Below are 15,913 nucleotides of genomic sequence, written 5' to 3' on the forward strand. Positions count from 1 at the left end.
GCCGCTATAATCCCCCACCATTTTTTCGGATGACGGGGGCCAGATGGGGCGTAGCCGCGGATTTACCTTCAAGCAATTCCATGTCGATCATGACCGCTGTGCCATGAAAGTCGGTACGGACGGCATCTTGCTGGGAGCCTGGGCCCCGGTTGCCAACGTCCACCGGGTGCTGGATATCGGGACCGGCAGCGGTCTGATCGCACTGATGCTGGCCCAGCGCAGCAGATCTGACTGCGTCATCGATGCGGTAGAGCTGGATAATAATGCGGTGAACCAGGCCAGGGACAATGTGACTGCCTCCCCCTGGGCGGTGCGCATCAAGGTCATTGAGAGCGCCATTCAGGAGTATCAGGCCGCGCCTTATGATCTCATCGTCTCGAACCCCCCCTACTTCGTGGCAGGCCAGGCATTCAGCGATCCGGCGCGGGCGCTGGCCCGTCATACCGGCGCCCTCGACAGCCATGGATTGCTGGCAGCAAGCAACCGTCTGCTGGCGCCTTCCGGTGAATTGGCGCTGATTGTGCCGACCGCCATGGCGGATGAAATTTTATGCATTTCGGGAGATTATGATCTGCATGCCGTTTGTTATACAGCTGTTATCACCAGGGCTGGAAAAGAGGCAAATCGTGTTTTATTGCGGCTTGGTAGAGGATTAAACAGGTGTGACAGGGGTGAAATTGTGATCCATTCTGCTGATGGAACCTATTCCGACAGATACATCCAACTGACCAGCCCCTTCTATTTGAAGATGTAAATTTCGTCTTGAACTATTTTTTCACGCCATTATGCTGGTTGCAGATCGAGCGCCCGCTCCAGACCAGCGAAAATCACTGGTTGTGATGAAAAAACACGCGGCGCTCTTTTTTTTACCCACCTGAACACACCCGGTCAGCGACCGATAAAAACTATAACAAGCAATAAGTTACAAGACAGACGAGGTTGAACTTGACGAAATCACTCACATTGTCCGATGTACTCGGATTGGGGTTTATGACCTTCGCCTTCTATCTGGGCGCCGGTAATATCATCTTCCCGCCGTTGGCCGGTTACATGGCCGGTGAGCATCTCTCTCTGGCGATGCTGGGCTTCCTGGTGACCGCGGTCGGTCTGCCGCTCATCACCATCATTGCCGTGGCCAAGGCCGGCAACGGCTGGGCCGGCATGACCAAGCTGCTGCCTGCCGGCGTGGCGACCGCGCTGGCCGTCGCCATCTACATCATCATCGGTCCGGCCTTTGCTGCACCCCGTACTGGCCTGGTAGCCTACGAGATGGGTCTCAAGCCCTTCATCGGTGACATGGGTCAGGCCGGTCTTGCCGCCTATACCGTGATCTTCTTCGGGCTGGCCATCGTGGTTTCCCTCAACCAGGGCAAGCTGATGGATGCCATCGGCAAGTTCCTGACTCCGGTGCTGATGGTGCTGCTGCTGGCGCTGGCCATCGGTGTCTTTGCCGCCCCGCAAGGCGCCATGCCGGATGCGACCGGTGACTACCAGAACAGCCCCTTCGTGAAGGGGATCCTAGAAGGCTACAACACCATGGATACCCTGGCTTCCCTGATGTTCGGTGCGCTGATCGTGGATCTGCTGCGCCAGAAGGGCATCAATGACTATCAGGGTCAGTTCAAGTATCTGGCCATCGCCGGCCTGATCTCGGCCGTGGGTCTGTCCGTGGTGTATGTCTCCCTGTTCCAGCTGGGTAATACCGCTGCGGGCGTGGCGACTGACGTCAGCAACGGCGGCGCCATCGTCAACGCCTACGTGCTGAGCCTGTTCGGCCAGCCGGGTCAGTTCATTCTGGCAGCCATCATCACTCTGGCGTGTTTCACCACTGCGGTCGGCCTCATCTCCGCCTGCTCCGATTTCTTCCATAACCTGACCGGTATGGCTTACAAGAAACTGGTGGTGTTGCTGGGTGCCATCTGTGCCGTGGTAGCCAACGTGGGTCTGAGCCAGCTCATCAGCCTCTCCATCCCCGTACTGGTTGCCATCTATCCGGTGGCTGTGGCCCTGGTGCTGGTCACCTTCCTGAAAGGTTACTTCGGTCGTCCCCGCCTGGTGTTCCGCGGTGTGCTGATCGTCGCCTTCCTGTTCGGCTGCCTGGATGGCTTGGGTGCTGCCGGCATGAAGATGGATGCTTTTGCCTTCCTGCCGCTGTTCGACAAGGGCCTGGCCTGGTTGATGCCGACCCTGCTGGCCTGCGTGGTGGGCATGGTGGTACGTCCGAGCGAGAAGCTGGCTGCCGAAGCCGCCTGAACCTCGTCACTGAAATAAACAAAAAGGCCAGCATCAGCTGGCCTTTTTGTTGTCTGGTTTTTGAATCTGACCGGTTGGGAGGGTCAGATCCTTGGGCCCGTTTCGGGCTTGCCATCCATGCCATACCAGTGGGCCGCCACCCGTCCGGCGTGCCACTCGAAAGTGCCCCAGGGTTTTTGGGCCTGCCAGCGGGGGAAGTTGATCACCACCCGGTTATCCTCGTACTTGTAGAGCGAGGTGCTGATCTGGATATCGGAGAGGATCAGCAGCAGGGCCCAGCAGATGAAAATCCATTTCAGTACTTTCCACATAGAGGTTACTCGAAGCAGATTTCGATGGTGGCACGGCCATATTCGGATTCGAAGGGCATCATGATCTTGGTGCCGTCGGCGCGGTGGGAGATGGTGTGGTTGGGACCCGAGACGATGATGGGGGTGGCCATGTCGAACTCGTAACCCTTCTCACCCAGCATGCGCTTGGCGCCACCGGTGACCATGTTGGTGATCTCGCCCACCATGTCGGTCACTTCCTCGTTGATGTTGGCAGGGGCTTCACCCAGCATGCGGCGCATGATCTCCAGCGCCAGCCCCTTCTCGAAGCTGATGGAGAGGGAGCCGCGGGTCTGCGGACCCACCATGCCGATGAGGCCGGAAACGTCGCCACGGGCCAGTTCATCCATCTTGCGTTTCGGTTTGCCCGGTTTGAGTTCCAGCTGTGCCATGGTCGAGAGCACATTGAGCAGAGAGAGCAGGAACGGGTTTACAAAATCAGCCTTCATGATGACTTCCTACAGTGGGCGTACAGCGGGCACATTGGCCATGTGCCTCAATTGTCTTATTGGTAATAGTAAAGCCATGCTGGTGGGCCTGCTCTGAAAACGCGCTGTCGATGGCCGCATCATGCAGCTCCACCACATCCCCGCACTGGTCGCAGATGAGCAACTGCATCGGATGGGCGTGATCGAAGTGACAGCAGAAGATAAAGGCGTTGAGCGACTCCACCTTGTGGGCAAACCCCTGTTCGAGCAGAAAATCGAGTGCCCGGTAGACGGTGGGGGGCTTGGCATTGGCTTCCGTCTGTTGCAGCTGGGCCAGCAGGTCGTAGGCGCTGATGGCATTGCCGTGGGCCGCCAGCAGGCGAAACACCTGGCGACGGGTCGGGGTGAAGCGGATCCCTCTTTGTATACAGAGTCGTTCGGCCCGTTGTAAAAGTTGGTCTTGATTCATGATCGCGCAAATACCCTTTCTATTAGGCGGATACTATCACAGGGCCCCGCATGGCGCGGCGACAAAATTCATTTTCTGGGGCTGCTTCACGTTGTGATAATATCCGCCCCTTTGTTAAGCCAACCCGGATAATTCTTATGCAGGCGCAGCGTTTTTCCATCGCCCCCATGCTGGACTGGACCGATCGGCATTGCCGTTATTTTCATCGACTGATGAGCCGTCAGACCTTGCTCTATACCGAAATGGTGACCACGGGCGCCATCATCCACGGCAAGGGAGATTATCTGGGCTACAGCGAGCAGGAGCACCCCATCTCCCTGCAACTGGGAGGCAGCAATCCGGCCGATCTCGCCCACTGTGCCAAGCTGGCCCAAGAGCGCGGCTATGACGAGGTGAACATCAACGTTGGCTGCCCCTCCGATCGGGTACAGAACGGCCGCTTCGGCGCCTGCCTGATGGGGGAGCCCGCACTGGTGGCCGACTGCGTCAAGGCGATGCGTGACGTGGTGGATATTCCGGTGACGGTGAAAACCCGCATCGGCATCGACGATCAGGACTCCTACGAATTTTTGCAGGCCTTCATCGAGCAGGTGCGCGACGCCGGCTGTGACACCTTCATCGTGCACGCCCGCAAGGCATGGCTGAGTGGCCTGAGTCCGCGGGAGAACCGCGAGATCCCGCCCCTCGACTACCCCCGTGTCTATCGACTCAAGCAGGAGTATCCCGAGTTGACCATCGCCATCAATGGTGGTGTGACCTCCATGGAGCAGACCCTTGAGCATCTGCAGCATGTGGATGGTGTCATGATGGGACGCGAGGCTTACCAGAACCCTTATATTCTGGCGCAGGTGGACAACCGGGTGTTTGGCCTGGCGGGCGAGGTGCCAAGCCGCCACGAGGTGGTGCGCATGATGCTGCCCTACATGGAGCAGGAGCTGGCCAAGGGTAACTACCTCTCCCACATGACCCGTCACATGCTGGGTCTGTTCCAGAACATGCCGGGGGCTCGCGCCTGGCGTCGCCATCTCAGCGAGAATGCCTGCCGGCCGGGAGCCGATACCCAGGTGGTGCTGGATGCCATGGCCAAGGTGCCGGAGTTTGCCGACGCAGATGCCGCCGAGTAACCCTCGGTCTGCGAGTGGCTCAAAGAGAAAGCGCGTCCATGGACGCGCTTTTTTTATGCCTGACGAATAGCCTCAATGCCTGAACTGGTTGATCAGACGGGAGAGATCCTGCAACCGCTCCACCAGCAGGGTGATGCCGTCGAGGGCCTGTTTGCTGTTGTCGGCGGTATGGCTGGCCAGCTGGTGGATCTGGTGCACCCCCTGATCCAGGGTCGATGTCACATCCGCCTGCTGGCTCACGGCCTGGGCTATTTCGTCGCTGGTGCGCGTCACCTGACCCAGCATACGGTTGATCCGATCCAGCACATCGGCCGTGGTGCCGGCATGCTGCTGGCAGCGCTCCGAGGTTTGTGCCCCCTGGGTCATGCCGTCCGAGAGCTGGCTGGTGGTCTGTTGCAGCGCTTGGATCATCTCGTGGATCTCGCCGGTGGAGGCGCGGGTTTTCTGGGCCAGGGCCCGTACCTCGTCGGCCACCACGGCAAAGCCGCGCCCCTGTTCCCCGGCGCGGGCCGCCTCGATGGCTGCGTTGAGGGCGAGCAGGTTGGTCTGATCGGCGATCTGGCCTATCACCTCCAGGATGCCGCTGATCTTCTGGCTGTCATGGGTCAGTTGCGCCAGCACGGCGTGGTTGGCGTCCAGCTCCCGATGCAACTGATTGACGGCATCCCGGGTGGTGGCCAGCGCCTGCCGCCCTTCGGTGGAGACTTGCTGCACCTCGGCTACCAGCTCGCTTGCCTCCTGGGCACTGTGGGCGACGTCCCGGATCGAGTGGCTCAGTTCCGTGATGGCGCTGGCCATCTGTTCACTCTGGGCACGCTGTTGCTGCAGGTGGGTGTCAATGGTCTGGATATTGCCCCTGTCATCCTCCGCCGCCTGCAGGATCTGCTGGTTGGTATCGGCAGAGCGCCCGACCACGGCTTTCAGCTCCGCCTGTTTCATCTTAAGGGCCAGCTCTATGATAGCCAGAGAGTCCCGACGCCGGGTGTAAAGTACCTGGCAGAGCCGGGTGCCCTGGGCATCACCGGCCAGTGTTTGCAGATGGCCGAGGCGGCGCTGCAGATGCCAGCCATAGCCGGCCAGCGCCAGTAACGACGCCAAAAGCGGGCATAGCCAGAACGGATTGCCTGTGACGGCGGTAGCCAGGGTGGCGAGCAGGGCAGTGGTGGTGAGACCGAGCATGATCTGGCCGGGTTCGATCTGTATCCGGCTCAGCCAGGGAAGCGTCTTGCCGGTGCGCAGCTGGCGATACAGCCGCTCTGCCCAGGCAACCTCGGCCTGCGCCGGTTTGGTGCGGACCGACTGGTACTCAATGGTCTCCCCACTGGCGTTGAGGATCGGGGTGACATAGGCATTCACCCAGTAAAACCGGCCCTGCTTGGTGCGGTTTTTGACCAGTCCCATCCAGCTTTTGCCCTGGCGCAACCGTTGCCACATGTCGGCAAAGGCAGCCTTGGGCATGTCGGGGTGGCGCACCAGGTTGTGGGGGACTCCCTCCATCTCCTCCACCGTGTACCCGGCCACGTCACAAAAGTGCTGGTTGGCGTAGGTGATATAGCTGGCGGGATCCGTGGTCGAGATCAGCGCAATGTTGTCGGGGAAGTGGATCTCCCCTTCCTGAACGGGTTGGCTCATGGGTCGCTCCGAGTGTAGTTAACTTATTGATAAAATAGTGTTTTATCTGCGCTGTTTAGCTAACTATTCTAGGGGCATCATAGGGGCCAACTTTGGCCTGGGTCAATGAACAGACCCGCTTGCAGGCAAAAGAAACGGGTATTAGCTGGCGGGGGTGAAATCGTGGACCTCTCCGGCTCTCGGTTTGAGGCGAGGGTCTTCATCCTGATAACCGCGGACGAGTTGCATGGTTTTGCAGAAGCTGGCCAGTTTCTCGTAATCCTGGCGGGCGAGATCGATGGCGCGCTCGGCCCGGCGCCGCTCTATCTTGTCTGACTTGCGATTGCTGAACAGCTGCTGCTGGTGCAGCATCCACTCGACAAACTCCTGCTGGCATTGGGATTCGGTATCGCTCTGGGCCTGGGCTGACAGGGTCCACAGCAGGGGCAGCAGTAACAGATAACGCATGGCAAACCGGAGTGACAGGAAGGGGATTAACAGGAAAGGCGGCATTCTATGCCTAAAAATCGGGAGTGAACAGTATCAATAAGCGAGGGCCGCCCGGTGCGGCCCTCGCTGTGCATGGCTGGATCAGTGCTTGATCAGATAGAGCTGGCGGCTGTAGGCCACATCTTCCGGGTTGTTGATGGGATATCCCTTGAGCCAGGGCTTGATCAGCCTGGCGTTGGTGTACTGGTAGATGGGGGCGATGGGGGCCTGCTCCTGCAAGATAGCCTCCGCCTTGTCGAACAGCTGGCTGCGCGCTGCCGTGACCCGGGTCTTGGCCGCCTTGGCCAGCAGTTTGTCATAGTCCGCATTGGCGAACCCGGCCATGTTGCCGCTGTGGCCCGAGCCCCACAGGCCGAGGAAGGCGGAAGGGTCGTTGTAGTCGGCGACCCAGGAGGAGCGGATCACCTCGAACTGGCCACTCTGGCGACTGTCGAGATAGGTCTTCCACTCCTGGTTGGTGAGTTCGACCTGTACCCCCAGCTTCTGCTTCCACATGCTGGCGATGGCCAGTGCCATCTTCTTGTGGATCTCCGCCGTGTTGTAGAGCAGGGTCAGCTTGAGCGGCTTGTCCGGGCCGTAACCGGCCTCCTTGATCAGGGCCTTTGCCTTGTCATCCAGCGCCTGCTGACTGCTTTGCGAGAGCAGATTGTCCTTGGGAGTGAAGCCCGCCGTCACGTCCGGGGTGAAGTGGTAGGCCGGTTTCTCTCCGGTGCCGAGGACCTTGTCGGCAATCAGGCCGCGATCGATGGCGTAGGAGAGCGCCTTGCGCACTCGCACATCGTCGAGGGGGGGCTTGCGGGTGTTGAAGGCGTAGTAGTAGGTCCCCAGCTGCTCCGGGGTGTAGACCTCACTCGGGATCTGCGCCATCAGCTTGGCGTACTGCTCCTTGGGGAAGGATTCGGTGATGTGCAGATCGCCAGCCAGATAACGGTTGGTTGCCGTGCTCTCCTGATTGATGGGCATGAAGATGACCTTGGTCAGCACCGTATGGGCTCGGTCCCAGTAATAGGGGTTGGGGGTCAGTTCCAGCTTCTCGTTGACCACCCGCTTGCCGAGCACGAAGGCGCCGTTGCCCACCAGCTTGCCGGGCTGGGTCCACTGCTCGCCATATTGCGCCATGCTGGCCTGGTGGAGCGGTGACAGGCTGGGATGGGTCAGCAGGCTCAGGAAATAGGGCACGGGCTGGGAGAGGGTTACCTGCAGAGTGCTGTCATCGAGGGCCTTCACTCCCAGCTCGTCTGGGGGCAGCGTGCCGGCCAGGATCTCGTCCACCTTGTCAAAGCGGGCCAGCTGGGCGAACCAGGCGAAGGTGGCCGCCTCTTTCGGGTCGACCAGCTTGCGCCAGCCGTAGACGAAGTCACCGGCCTTGACCGGATCGCCGTTGGACCAGCGGGCATCGGGCCGCAGGTGGAAGGTAAAGGTCTGGTTGTCCCGGTTCTCCCAGCGTGCGGCGACGCCCGGCACCGGCTTCCCGTCCGGCCCCTGGGTCAAGAGCCCCTCGAACAGATCCCGCAAAACCTGCAGCTCGGGCAGGCCGACCAGTTTGAGCGGGCTCAGGCTGGCAGGTTCATCTTTCAGGTGACGAACCACCACCTGTTCGGTCGCAAGTTCGGTGCCGGCGGGAATGTCGGCCGCCTGGACAGCGGCGCAGCCCAGCAGGGCCAGCAGTGGGCTCCATCCTTTCATGGGTCGGATCCTTCAAATAGTGTGAAGCGGGGAGAAAACTCGACGAGAAACTATCGCCGGCAGATGGGAAGTCATGATATCTCGTTTGCAGCTCTGACCGCCAGCGTGTGACTCTCATGCTCGGGGTTGCATCCCTCCTTCATCTGGTGGCCGGCATGAGCGCGTGATTGAGGAGTGTGGGACGATGAAATCATGGTTATTGCTGGTCTGCGCCCTGAGTTCGAGCGCCTGGGCGCTGGCGCCGTGCCAGGGTGGCACCGCCGTAGGATCCTGGTGCGAGGCTGGGATAGCCGCGCTGCACCCGACCCAGGGCGGTGTGGGCCAGCTCCAGGTCGACGCAATCCAGCGCAAGCTGGCGGGCAAGAGTGCAAAGCAGCTCGACAACTTGATGAAAAAGAAAGAGATCCCCGTGGTGATCGCCCCGGATGGCGGTTACTGGCTGGTGGACAGGCATCACCTGACCAAGGCGCTGTGGCAGCAGGGGGTGAAGCAGGTCCGGGTCAAGGTGATCGCCCGCCTGCAGGATCGGGCCAACTTCTGGAGCCAGATGCAGAACAACCACTGGGCCTGGCTCAAGGATGAAAAAGGGCAGCCACTGACCCCGGAACAGCTGCCGCCCCGTATCGATCAGCTGCCTGACTACCCGTACCGCACCCTGGCGGGTCTGCTGCAGGATGCCGGCTATTTCAGCAAGGATGGGCAGGTCTATTTCGTCGAATTTGCCTGGGCCAGCTGGCTTGGCCAGCAGATGGAGTGGCGGCCAATCGATAGCGCCAACCTGAGGGTGAGGTTGCAGCAGGCCAAGCGGCTGGCCTGTCGCCAGGAGGCCAGCGCTCTGCCCGGCTACCCGGGCCGGCAATGCAGCCTGAACCGGACAAAGTAAGGTTTGAGTGACGCCCTGACAACAGGGAAAGGAAGCAAAGAAGGCGACCCTTGGGTCGCCTTCTTTGTATGCACATCTTTTGCCTCACCCGTCTCAGGGGCTGGCGGGCAGGCTCTTGCCGTCGAGGTATTCGGGCAGGAACATCGACACCTGCGGCACATAGGTGATCAGCATCAGGAACAGCAGCAGGAAGCCGACCCAGGGCAGGCAGGCCCGGATCACCCAACCCATGCTCTGGCCGGTGATCCCGGCGGTCACGAACAGATTGAGACCGACCGGCGGGGTCAGCATGCCGATCTCCATGTTGACCACCATGATGATCCCCAGGTGGATCGGGTCTATGCCGAGCTGCATGGCGATGGGGAACAGGATGGGGGCCATGATCAGCACGATGGCGGAGGGCTCCATGAAGTTGCCCGCCAGCAGCAGCAGTATGTTGACCACGATCAGGAAGCCCCAGGCCGGGAGGCCCCAGGTCACGATCGTCTCGGCGATGGCGTGGGGGATACGCTCAGAAGTGAGTACGTGGGCGAACAGCATGGCGTTGCTGATGATGAACAGCAGCATGATGCTCACCTTGGCGGCATCCCGTACCACATGACCCACCTCGCCGTTGAAGGGCGATTTGATCATGGAGAGGGGCAGCAGCCAGAGGTTGCGCAGTGCGGCGGCGGAGATGGACTCCCCCTCGTGGCGCCAGGGGATCCCCTTGAGGGGCCCGATGTCGCGATAGCCATACACGGCGATGAAGAAGGCGTAGACGGCGGCGACGGCGGCCGCCTCGGTCGGGCTGGCGATGCCGCCATAGATGGAGCCCAGCACCAGGATGATCAGGAACAGGCCGCCGAGCGCCTTGCCACCGCTGGCCAGCAGGGTCAGCACGCCGGGGAAGGGCTGGCTCGGCAGTCCCTTGATGCGGGCCACCACATAGATGACCACCATGATGCAGACCCCCATCAGCAGTCCCGGCAGGAAACCGGCCATGAACATGCGCGAGGCGGAGACCTCGGTGGCGGCAGCGTAGACCAGCATGACGATGGAGGGGGGGATCAGGATCCCCAAGGTACCCGCATTGGCGATAACGCCGGCGGCAAAGGCGCGGGGATAGCCGGAACGCACCATGCCGGCGATGACGATGCTGCCGATGGCCGCCACCGTGGCCGGGCTGGAGCCGCACACGGCGGCAAACAGCATGCACGCCATGACCGAGGCCATGGCGAGACCGCCGCGAATATGGCCGACCGAATCCATAGCGAAGTGGATGATCCGCTTCGCCACCCCACCGGTCGACAGGAAGGCCGATGACAGCACGAAGAAGGGGATGGCAAGCAGGGTATAGTGCTCCGAGGTGGCCTCGAACAGCTTGAGCGCCAGGGAGGCCAGGGAGTCGTTGGAAAAGAGCAGTATGGTGGTGACGCTGGAGAGGCCGAGCGCCACCGCAATGGGCATGCCGAGCAGCATGGCGCCGATCAGCAGGGTAAACAGGGTCAGGGTCGCCATGATGGTTATGCCTTCTGATTCGGATCGTTGTCGATAAGGTGCATGCTCTCTTTGGCCTCATCGGCCAGGGCAAAGCCGCTCATCTGGCCACGCCAGACCATGATGCCCACGTTGAGGAAGCGCAGGAACAGCAGGGCCAGCCCGATCGGCAGTATGCTCATGGCTTGCCAGCGGGGGATGGGCAGATCCTCCATCTCGATGCCGATCATCTTGAGCTTGCTCAGATAGATCCAGGCGCCATAGAAGTAGAGGGCGCAGTAGATAAGGCAGAGCGCCACCGCCAGCAGGGTGAGGCGTTGCTGCCAGACCCCCGGCAGGATCTTGATGAAGGCGTCCACGCCGATGTGGGCCCCGACTCGCACCCCCCATGAGGCGCCGAACAGCACCATCCAGGCACAGAGGTTCAGGGTCAGCTCCTGGGCCCAGAGCAGACCGGTATCGAAGAAGAAGCGCATCACCACTTCGAGGAAGACCAGCAGGGCCGTGCTGACCAGGAGCAGGCCTATGATGGCCTCTTCCAGCTGATGCATGAGTTTTTTCATTGGACTATCCCTGTGAGTAGGCCCGCCTCGCGGCGGGCTCATCCTGACGGCTTAGGGTTGATTGGCGGCGACGGCTGCGTCGATCAGCTCCTTGCCTATGGTGCCTTCGAACTGCTTCCAGACCGGCTTCATCGACTCGACCCACTGGTTGCGCTCGGCATCGGTCAGGGTCACCAGCTGGCTCTTGCCGGAGGCAAAGATGGCGGCCTTGTCTTCGCTGTCCTTGGCGGCCGCGATCTCGTTGCCGAAGGCGACCGACTCATCCAGCGCGCGCTTGAGCTCGTTGCGAACCTGCTCCGGCAGGCCGTTCCAGAAATCCGCATTGGTGACGATGAGGTAATCCAGCACCCCGTGGTTGGTCTCTGTGATGTAGGGCTGCACTTCGAAGAACTTCTGGGAGTAGATGTTGGACCAGGTGTTCTCCTGCCCGTCGATGGCCTTGGTTTGCAGCAGGGTGAATACCTCGGCGAAGGGCTTCTTCACCGGCACGGCATTGATTGCTTCGAACTGGGCGGCCAGCACATCCGAGGTCTGGATGCGGAATTTCTTGCCCTTGGCATCGGCCAGGGTCTTGAGGGGCTGGCTGGCGGAGAGCTGTTTCATGCCGTTGTGCAGGTAGCCGAGGCCAATCAGGCCGTATTTCTCGAGGGAGCCCAGCATGGCCTGCCCCTCCTTGCCCTGCTGGAAGCGATCCACCGCCGCCATGTCATCGAACAGGAAGGGGAGATCGAAGATCTGCAGCTGATCGGTGAACTTCTGGAACTTGGAGAGAGAGGGGGCGATCATCTGCACATCCCCGAGCATCATGGCCTCCAGCTCCTTGCCGTCACCAAACAGCTGGGAGTTGGGGTAGACCTTGACCTCGACCTGGCCTTTCAGGCGCTCATCCACCAGCTGCTTGAAGTGGATGGCCATCTGCCCCTTGGGGGTGTTCTCTGCCACCACGTGGGAGAACTTGAGTTCGACGGGGGCAGCAAAGGCGGAGGAGAGGCCGAGGGCCAGGGTAAAGGCGGCGGTCAGGGCGCGGAGCTTGAGTGTCATTGTTGTCATCCTTGAGTGGGTTCAGGTAAATCACCCATAGCAAGGCAACTTGTGTGCCATCTCCCTTATTTTTGAAACAAGCCATTAACAATGGGCGCTGGCGCCAGGCAGGGGAAGACGGTGCGGGTCAAAAATGGGGGGAAATCCCCCCATGTAGTCGGACAGGCGGGGGGAATGCCGCCCATGACGGCAAGGTTAACCGGAGTAGCCGGGGGAGGAGGAGCCGAGCCTGCCCCGGCTCACTCGCCCCCGTCGTCGAGCTTGTAGTCCTGCTTGTCGAGGCCGTACTTGCGCATCTTGTCGTAGAGGGTCTTGCGCGGAAGGCCGAGGGCCTCCTGCACCTCTTTCAGTCGCCCCCTGTGCTGGCTCAGGGTGTCGGTCAGCAGGATGCGCTCGAACCGATCGACCTGCTCGGCCAAGGTCAGTGCCTCCCGCCCCAGGGTGAGATCGGCAAAGGCGCCCTCTTCGCCCATCAGCACGCAGCGCTCCGCCAGGTTGCGCAGCTCGCGTACATTGCCGGGCCAGTCGTGGGCCAGCAGCCAGGCGCGCTGCTCGGCACCGAGCCGCGGCGGCGCCAGCTGGTAGCGGGTGGCGGCCACCCGCAGGAAATTCTCGAACAGCAGGGGCACATCCTCCTTGCGATCCCGCAATGGGGGGATATCCACCCGCACCACGTTGAGCCGGTAGTAGAGGTCGGCGCGAAAGCTGCCCTGCTCGACCAGGGTCTTGAGCTCGACCTTGCTGGCGGTCAGCACCCGGATGTCGAGCGCTATCTTCTGGTTGGTGCCGAGCGGCTCGACCTCCCTGTCCTCCAGCACCCGCAGCAGCTTGATCTGCAGCGCCATCGGCATGCTCTCTATCTCGTCGAGGAAGAGGGTGCCCTTGTTGGCCCAGGCTATCTTGCCCACCCGGCGTTTCTGGGCGCCGGTAAAGGCTCCCGCCTCGTGGCCGAACAGCTCGCTCTCCATCATGGTTTCCGGCACGGCCCCGCAGTTGATGGCGACGAAGGGTTCGGCCGCGCGCACCGAGTGATCGTGCAGGAAGCGGGCGACCAGCTCCTTGCCACTGCCGGTCTCGCCCATGATCAGCACATCGGCGGGGGCATCCTTGATATGGGTGAGGATCTGGCGCAGCCGCTTGATGGCCGGATGGGTGCCGAGCAGCCTGGGGCCGGGGCCGCTTTGGGCCTCCAGCTCGCTGCGCAGCTCCCGGTTCTCCAGCACCAGGCGCCGTTTGTCGCAGGCCCGGCGCACCACCTCCAGCAGCTGCTCGGTGCTAAACGGCTTCTCGATAAAGTCGTAGGCCCCCAGGCGCATGGCCTGCACCGCGGTAGAGATGTCGCCGTGGCCGGTGAGCAGGATCACCGGCAGCTCGGAGTCGCGCCCCATGATCTCCCGCAGCAGGTCGATGCCGTTCATGCCGGGCATGTTGATGTCGCTGATGATGATACCGGGCCACTGGGCGCCGATATGGGGCAGGGCCTGCTCGGCGCTGGCAAAGGTGGTGACCTGCCAGTCGGCCAGCTCCAGGGTCTGGCCGAGAGAGAGGCGCAAGTGATGTTCATCATCGATCAGCATTATCTGGGTCATGGCTCTCTCCTGAAGAGGTAAAGGCTGGGGATCCTGGCTCGCTGCGCAGGCTGGGGTCGACGGCGGGCAGGGTGATGGTGAAGCAGGCGCCGCCGTGGACCGGGCTGTTGGCCGCCTCCAGCTGGCCGCCAAAGGCGGTGACGATGCGCAGCGAAATGGTGAGCCCAAGCCCGAGCCCCTGGGATTTGGTGGTGTAGAAGGGGGCAAACAGCCGGCTCGCCTCGACCGGGAGGCCCGGGCCGTTGTCACTGACTTCGATCACCACCCGATGATCAACCCGTTCGAGGGTGAGCCAGACCCGGGGAGGGGAGCTGGTGGCGCAGGCCTGCAGCGCGTTGTGCAGCAGGTTGACCAGCACCTGCTCGAGCTGCACCGCATCGGCCCGAACATAGAGGGGCTCTGCCGGCAACCGGGTTTCGATCAGCAGGCCCTGCTTGATCATCTGGCTGTGCAGCAGCGCCAGGCTGGCGTGGATCACTGGCTGCAGCGTCACCGCCTGCAGGGTCTGCTCCCCCTTGCGGGCGAACACCTTGAAACGGGCGACCAGCTCGCTCATGTGATGATTGAGGCTGTTGATCTGCAGCAGATTGTCGCGGCAGCTGTCGAGGCGTCCCTTGTCGAGCAGCTGCAGCGCATTCTCGCCATAGGCGCGCATGGCGGCCAGCGGCTGGTTGAGCTCATGGTTGATGCCGGCCGACATCTCCCCCAGCAGGGCCAGCTTGGCGGCTTGCACCAGCTGCTCCTGGGTATCCACCAGTTCGCGCTGGGTCTGGCGATACTTGTCGATGGTGGCCACCAGCTCCTGGTTGCTGGTGGAGAGGGCCAAAGTCCGCTCGCTGACCTTGTGCTCCAGCTGGTTGTTGAGGCGGGCGAGACGGGCCCGGCCGAGCAGCTCCTGGCGCCAGTAGAGCCAGATCATCAGCACCAGCAGGGAGATGAGGGCGAAGCTGGCCAGTGCCTTGGCCATGATGGGCAGCAGGCCGTGCAGGGGCTTGAGGGTATAGAGATGCCAGCCGGCGCTGGGCATGGCGGTGCCGGTGAAGAGATAACCCTGCCCCCAGCGCCACTCATCCTGGCTGCGCAGCAGACCCAGGGTGGGCTGATCGCTCAGGGGAGCCCCCAGCTTGTCGCCATATTTGCGCTCATCGCTCAGGGTGGCGCGGGTCGTGTCGTTCAACCTGACAAGGGGACGGTAGAGCCACTCAGCCCTGGAGGAGAAAAAGACTACCCCGTACTCGTCGGTCAGCAGGTAGTCGAAGTCATCGCGGCTGTCCCAGCGCTCCTCGATGAGGGAGAGGGCCACCTTGACCACGACCACGCCGAGGCGGTGATCCCCCTCCTGCACCGGATAGGAGAAGTAGTAGCCCCGCCGTCCGGAACGCTGGCCGAGGGCGAAATAGCTGCCGGCCCGCCCCTGCATCGCCTGCTGGAAATAGGGGCGAAAGCGGTAGTTGTCACCGACGAAGCTGTCCTGCTGGCGCCAGTTGCTGGCGGCGATGACGTCCCCTTGAGCAGTCATGAGGTAGATGGCGTCCGTGCCCAGGATTTCGTTTTGCTGCTCCAGCAGGGGGTTGAGCCTGGCGGGGGAGAGCGTTCGCAAAAGCGCCTGCTGCAGCTCGCTGCGGGTGGCGATGAGGGCGGGCAGGCGACGATACTTGTCGAGCTCCACCAACAGCTGGCCCGCCAGCCGCTCATTGTCGAGCTGGGCCTGCTGGCGCAGGCTCTCCAGTCCCCATTGGCGGGCCATGAAGGCGAGCACCACCATCAGCGTGATCCAGAGGCCAATCAGCAGGCCCCGACTTCCATTGTTCATCATTCCCTTCCTTGGTTGGCCACATCTTAACCTGTAGCCGGAGGAGAGAGGATGGCGCCGGTGAAAGAGTGTGACCGGCGCAACAGGCGCCGAGATCCTGCACTGTCTGTCGGCTTGATATTCATTCTCAATTAG

General features: G+C 61.7%; 15 protein-coding genes. 4 read left to right on the forward strand and 11 right to left on the reverse strand.

Annotated elements, in window-relative coordinates:
* The first annotated feature begins 43 nt into the window (after positions 1 to 43).
* Both MRK42_RS03090 and brnQ read left to right on the forward strand, forming a co-directional pair.
* Positions 44 to 754, forward strand: a complete 711-nt coding sequence (locus MRK42_RS03090; protein ID WP_042070415.1) for a methyltransferase — start codon at positions 44 to 46, stop codon at positions 752 to 754.
* Positions 755 to 990: 236 nt separating this feature from the next.
* Positions 991 to 2,253 (forward strand): branched-chain amino acid transport system II carrier protein, encoded by a 1,263-nt coding sequence (gene brnQ / locus MRK42_RS03095; RefSeq protein ID WP_061476443.1) that lies wholly within the window; start codon positions 991 to 993, stop codon positions 2,251 to 2,253.
* Positions 2,254 to 2,336: 83 nt separating this feature from the next.
* Here brnQ and MRK42_RS03100 read toward each other — a convergent pair whose 3' ends face one another.
* From MRK42_RS03100 to zur, 3 genes are read right to left on the reverse strand one after another with little or no spacing between them, the layout of a single operon-like run.
* Entirely contained in the window at positions 2,337 to 2,564 is a 228-nt protein-coding gene (locus MRK42_RS03100) for a hypothetical protein (RefSeq protein ID WP_338611758.1), read from the reverse strand.
* Positions 2,565 to 2,569: 5 nt separating this feature from the next.
* Positions 2,570 to 3,031 (reverse strand): chemotaxis protein CheX, encoded by a 462-nt coding sequence (locus MRK42_RS03105; protein WP_026457367.1) that lies wholly within the window; start codon positions 3,029 to 3,031, stop codon positions 2,570 to 2,572.
* Positions 3,021 to 3,479 carry a zinc uptake transcriptional repressor Zur gene (gene zur / locus MRK42_RS03110; RefSeq protein ID WP_026457366.1) on the reverse strand — a complete coding sequence of 153 codons (459 nt, stop codon included), beginning with the start codon at positions 3,477 to 3,479 and terminating at the stop codon, positions 3,021 to 3,023. Before zur ends, MRK42_RS03105 begins: the two co-directional genes overlap by 11 nt.
* Positions 3,480 to 3,616: 137 nt before the next feature.
* On the opposite strand from zur, the gene dusA reads away from it, so the two are divergent.
* Complete coding sequence (gene dusA, locus MRK42_RS03115; protein ID WP_026457365.1) at positions 3,617 to 4,603, forward strand: tRNA dihydrouridine(20/20a) synthase DusA; 987 nt, start codon at positions 3,617 to 3,619, stop codon at positions 4,601 to 4,603.
* A 72-nt stretch (positions 4,604 to 4,675) separates the two neighbouring features.
* Here dusA and MRK42_RS03120 read toward each other — a convergent pair whose 3' ends face one another.
* The 3 genes from MRK42_RS03120 to MRK42_RS03130 all read right to left on the reverse strand — a co-directional run bounded on the left by MRK42_RS03120 (position 4,676) and on the right by MRK42_RS03130 (position 8,410).
* Positions 4,676 to 6,235: a PAS domain-containing methyl-accepting chemotaxis protein gene (locus MRK42_RS03120; protein ID WP_042026623.1), complete on the reverse strand. Its 1,560-nt coding sequence runs from the start codon at positions 6,233 to 6,235 to the stop codon at positions 4,676 to 4,678.
* Between the two features lie 141 nt (positions 6,236 to 6,376).
* The gene (locus MRK42_RS03125; RefSeq protein WP_026457363.1) at positions 6,377 to 6,682 is read right to left on the reverse strand and encodes a hypothetical protein; all 306 of its coding nucleotides are present in this window, start codon (positions 6,680 to 6,682) and stop codon (positions 6,377 to 6,379) included.
* Between the two features lie 123 nt (positions 6,683 to 6,805).
* Positions 6,806 to 8,410, reverse strand: a complete 1,605-nt coding sequence (locus tag MRK42_RS03130) for a peptide ABC transporter substrate-binding protein (protein ID WP_338611759.1) — start codon at positions 8,408 to 8,410, stop codon at positions 6,806 to 6,808.
* A 184-nt stretch (positions 8,411 to 8,594) separates the two neighbouring features.
* Here MRK42_RS03130 and MRK42_RS03135 point away from each other — a divergent pair, with 184 nt between their 5' ends.
* Positions 8,595 to 9,293: a ParB-like protein gene (locus MRK42_RS03135; protein WP_042026620.1), complete on the forward strand. Its 699-nt coding sequence runs from the start codon at positions 8,595 to 8,597 to the stop codon at positions 9,291 to 9,293.
* A 93-nt stretch (positions 9,294 to 9,386) separates the two neighbouring features.
* On the opposite strand, the gene MRK42_RS03140 is transcribed toward MRK42_RS03135, so the two are convergent.
* The 5 genes from MRK42_RS03140 to MRK42_RS03160 form a co-directional block, all read right to left on the reverse strand.
* Positions 9,387 to 10,793, reverse strand: coding sequence for a TRAP transporter large permease subunit (locus MRK42_RS03140; RefSeq protein ID WP_223379889.1), 1,407 nt, complete (start codon positions 10,791 to 10,793; stop codon positions 9,387 to 9,389).
* A 5-nt stretch (positions 10,794 to 10,798) separates the two neighbouring features.
* Positions 10,799 to 11,335, reverse strand: coding sequence for a TRAP transporter small permease (locus MRK42_RS03145; RefSeq protein WP_026457283.1), 537 nt, complete (start codon positions 11,333 to 11,335; stop codon positions 10,799 to 10,801).
* A 51-nt stretch (positions 11,336 to 11,386) separates the two neighbouring features.
* The gene (locus MRK42_RS03150; RefSeq protein ID WP_338611760.1) at positions 11,387 to 12,376 is read right to left on the reverse strand and encodes a TRAP transporter substrate-binding protein; all 990 of its coding nucleotides are present in this window, start codon (positions 12,374 to 12,376) and stop codon (positions 11,387 to 11,389) included.
* Between the two features lie 239 nt (positions 12,377 to 12,615).
* Positions 12,616 to 13,965: a sigma-54 dependent transcriptional regulator gene (locus tag MRK42_RS03155; protein ID WP_338611761.1), complete on the reverse strand. Its 1,350-nt coding sequence runs from the start codon at positions 13,963 to 13,965 to the stop codon at positions 12,616 to 12,618.
* The gene (locus MRK42_RS03160; RefSeq protein ID WP_338611762.1) at positions 13,940 to 15,781 is read right to left on the reverse strand and encodes an ATP-binding protein; all 1,842 of its coding nucleotides are present in this window, start codon (positions 15,779 to 15,781) and stop codon (positions 13,940 to 13,942) included. Before MRK42_RS03160 ends, MRK42_RS03155 begins: the two co-directional genes overlap by 26 nt.
* Between the last annotated feature and the right edge of the window lie 132 nt (positions 15,782 to 15,913).

The sequence above is a fragment of the Aeromonas sp. 19NY04SH05-1 genome (genome assembly GCF_040581895.1).
Lineage (GTDB): Bacteria > Pseudomonadota > Gammaproteobacteria > Enterobacterales > Aeromonadaceae > Aeromonas > Aeromonas enteropelogenes.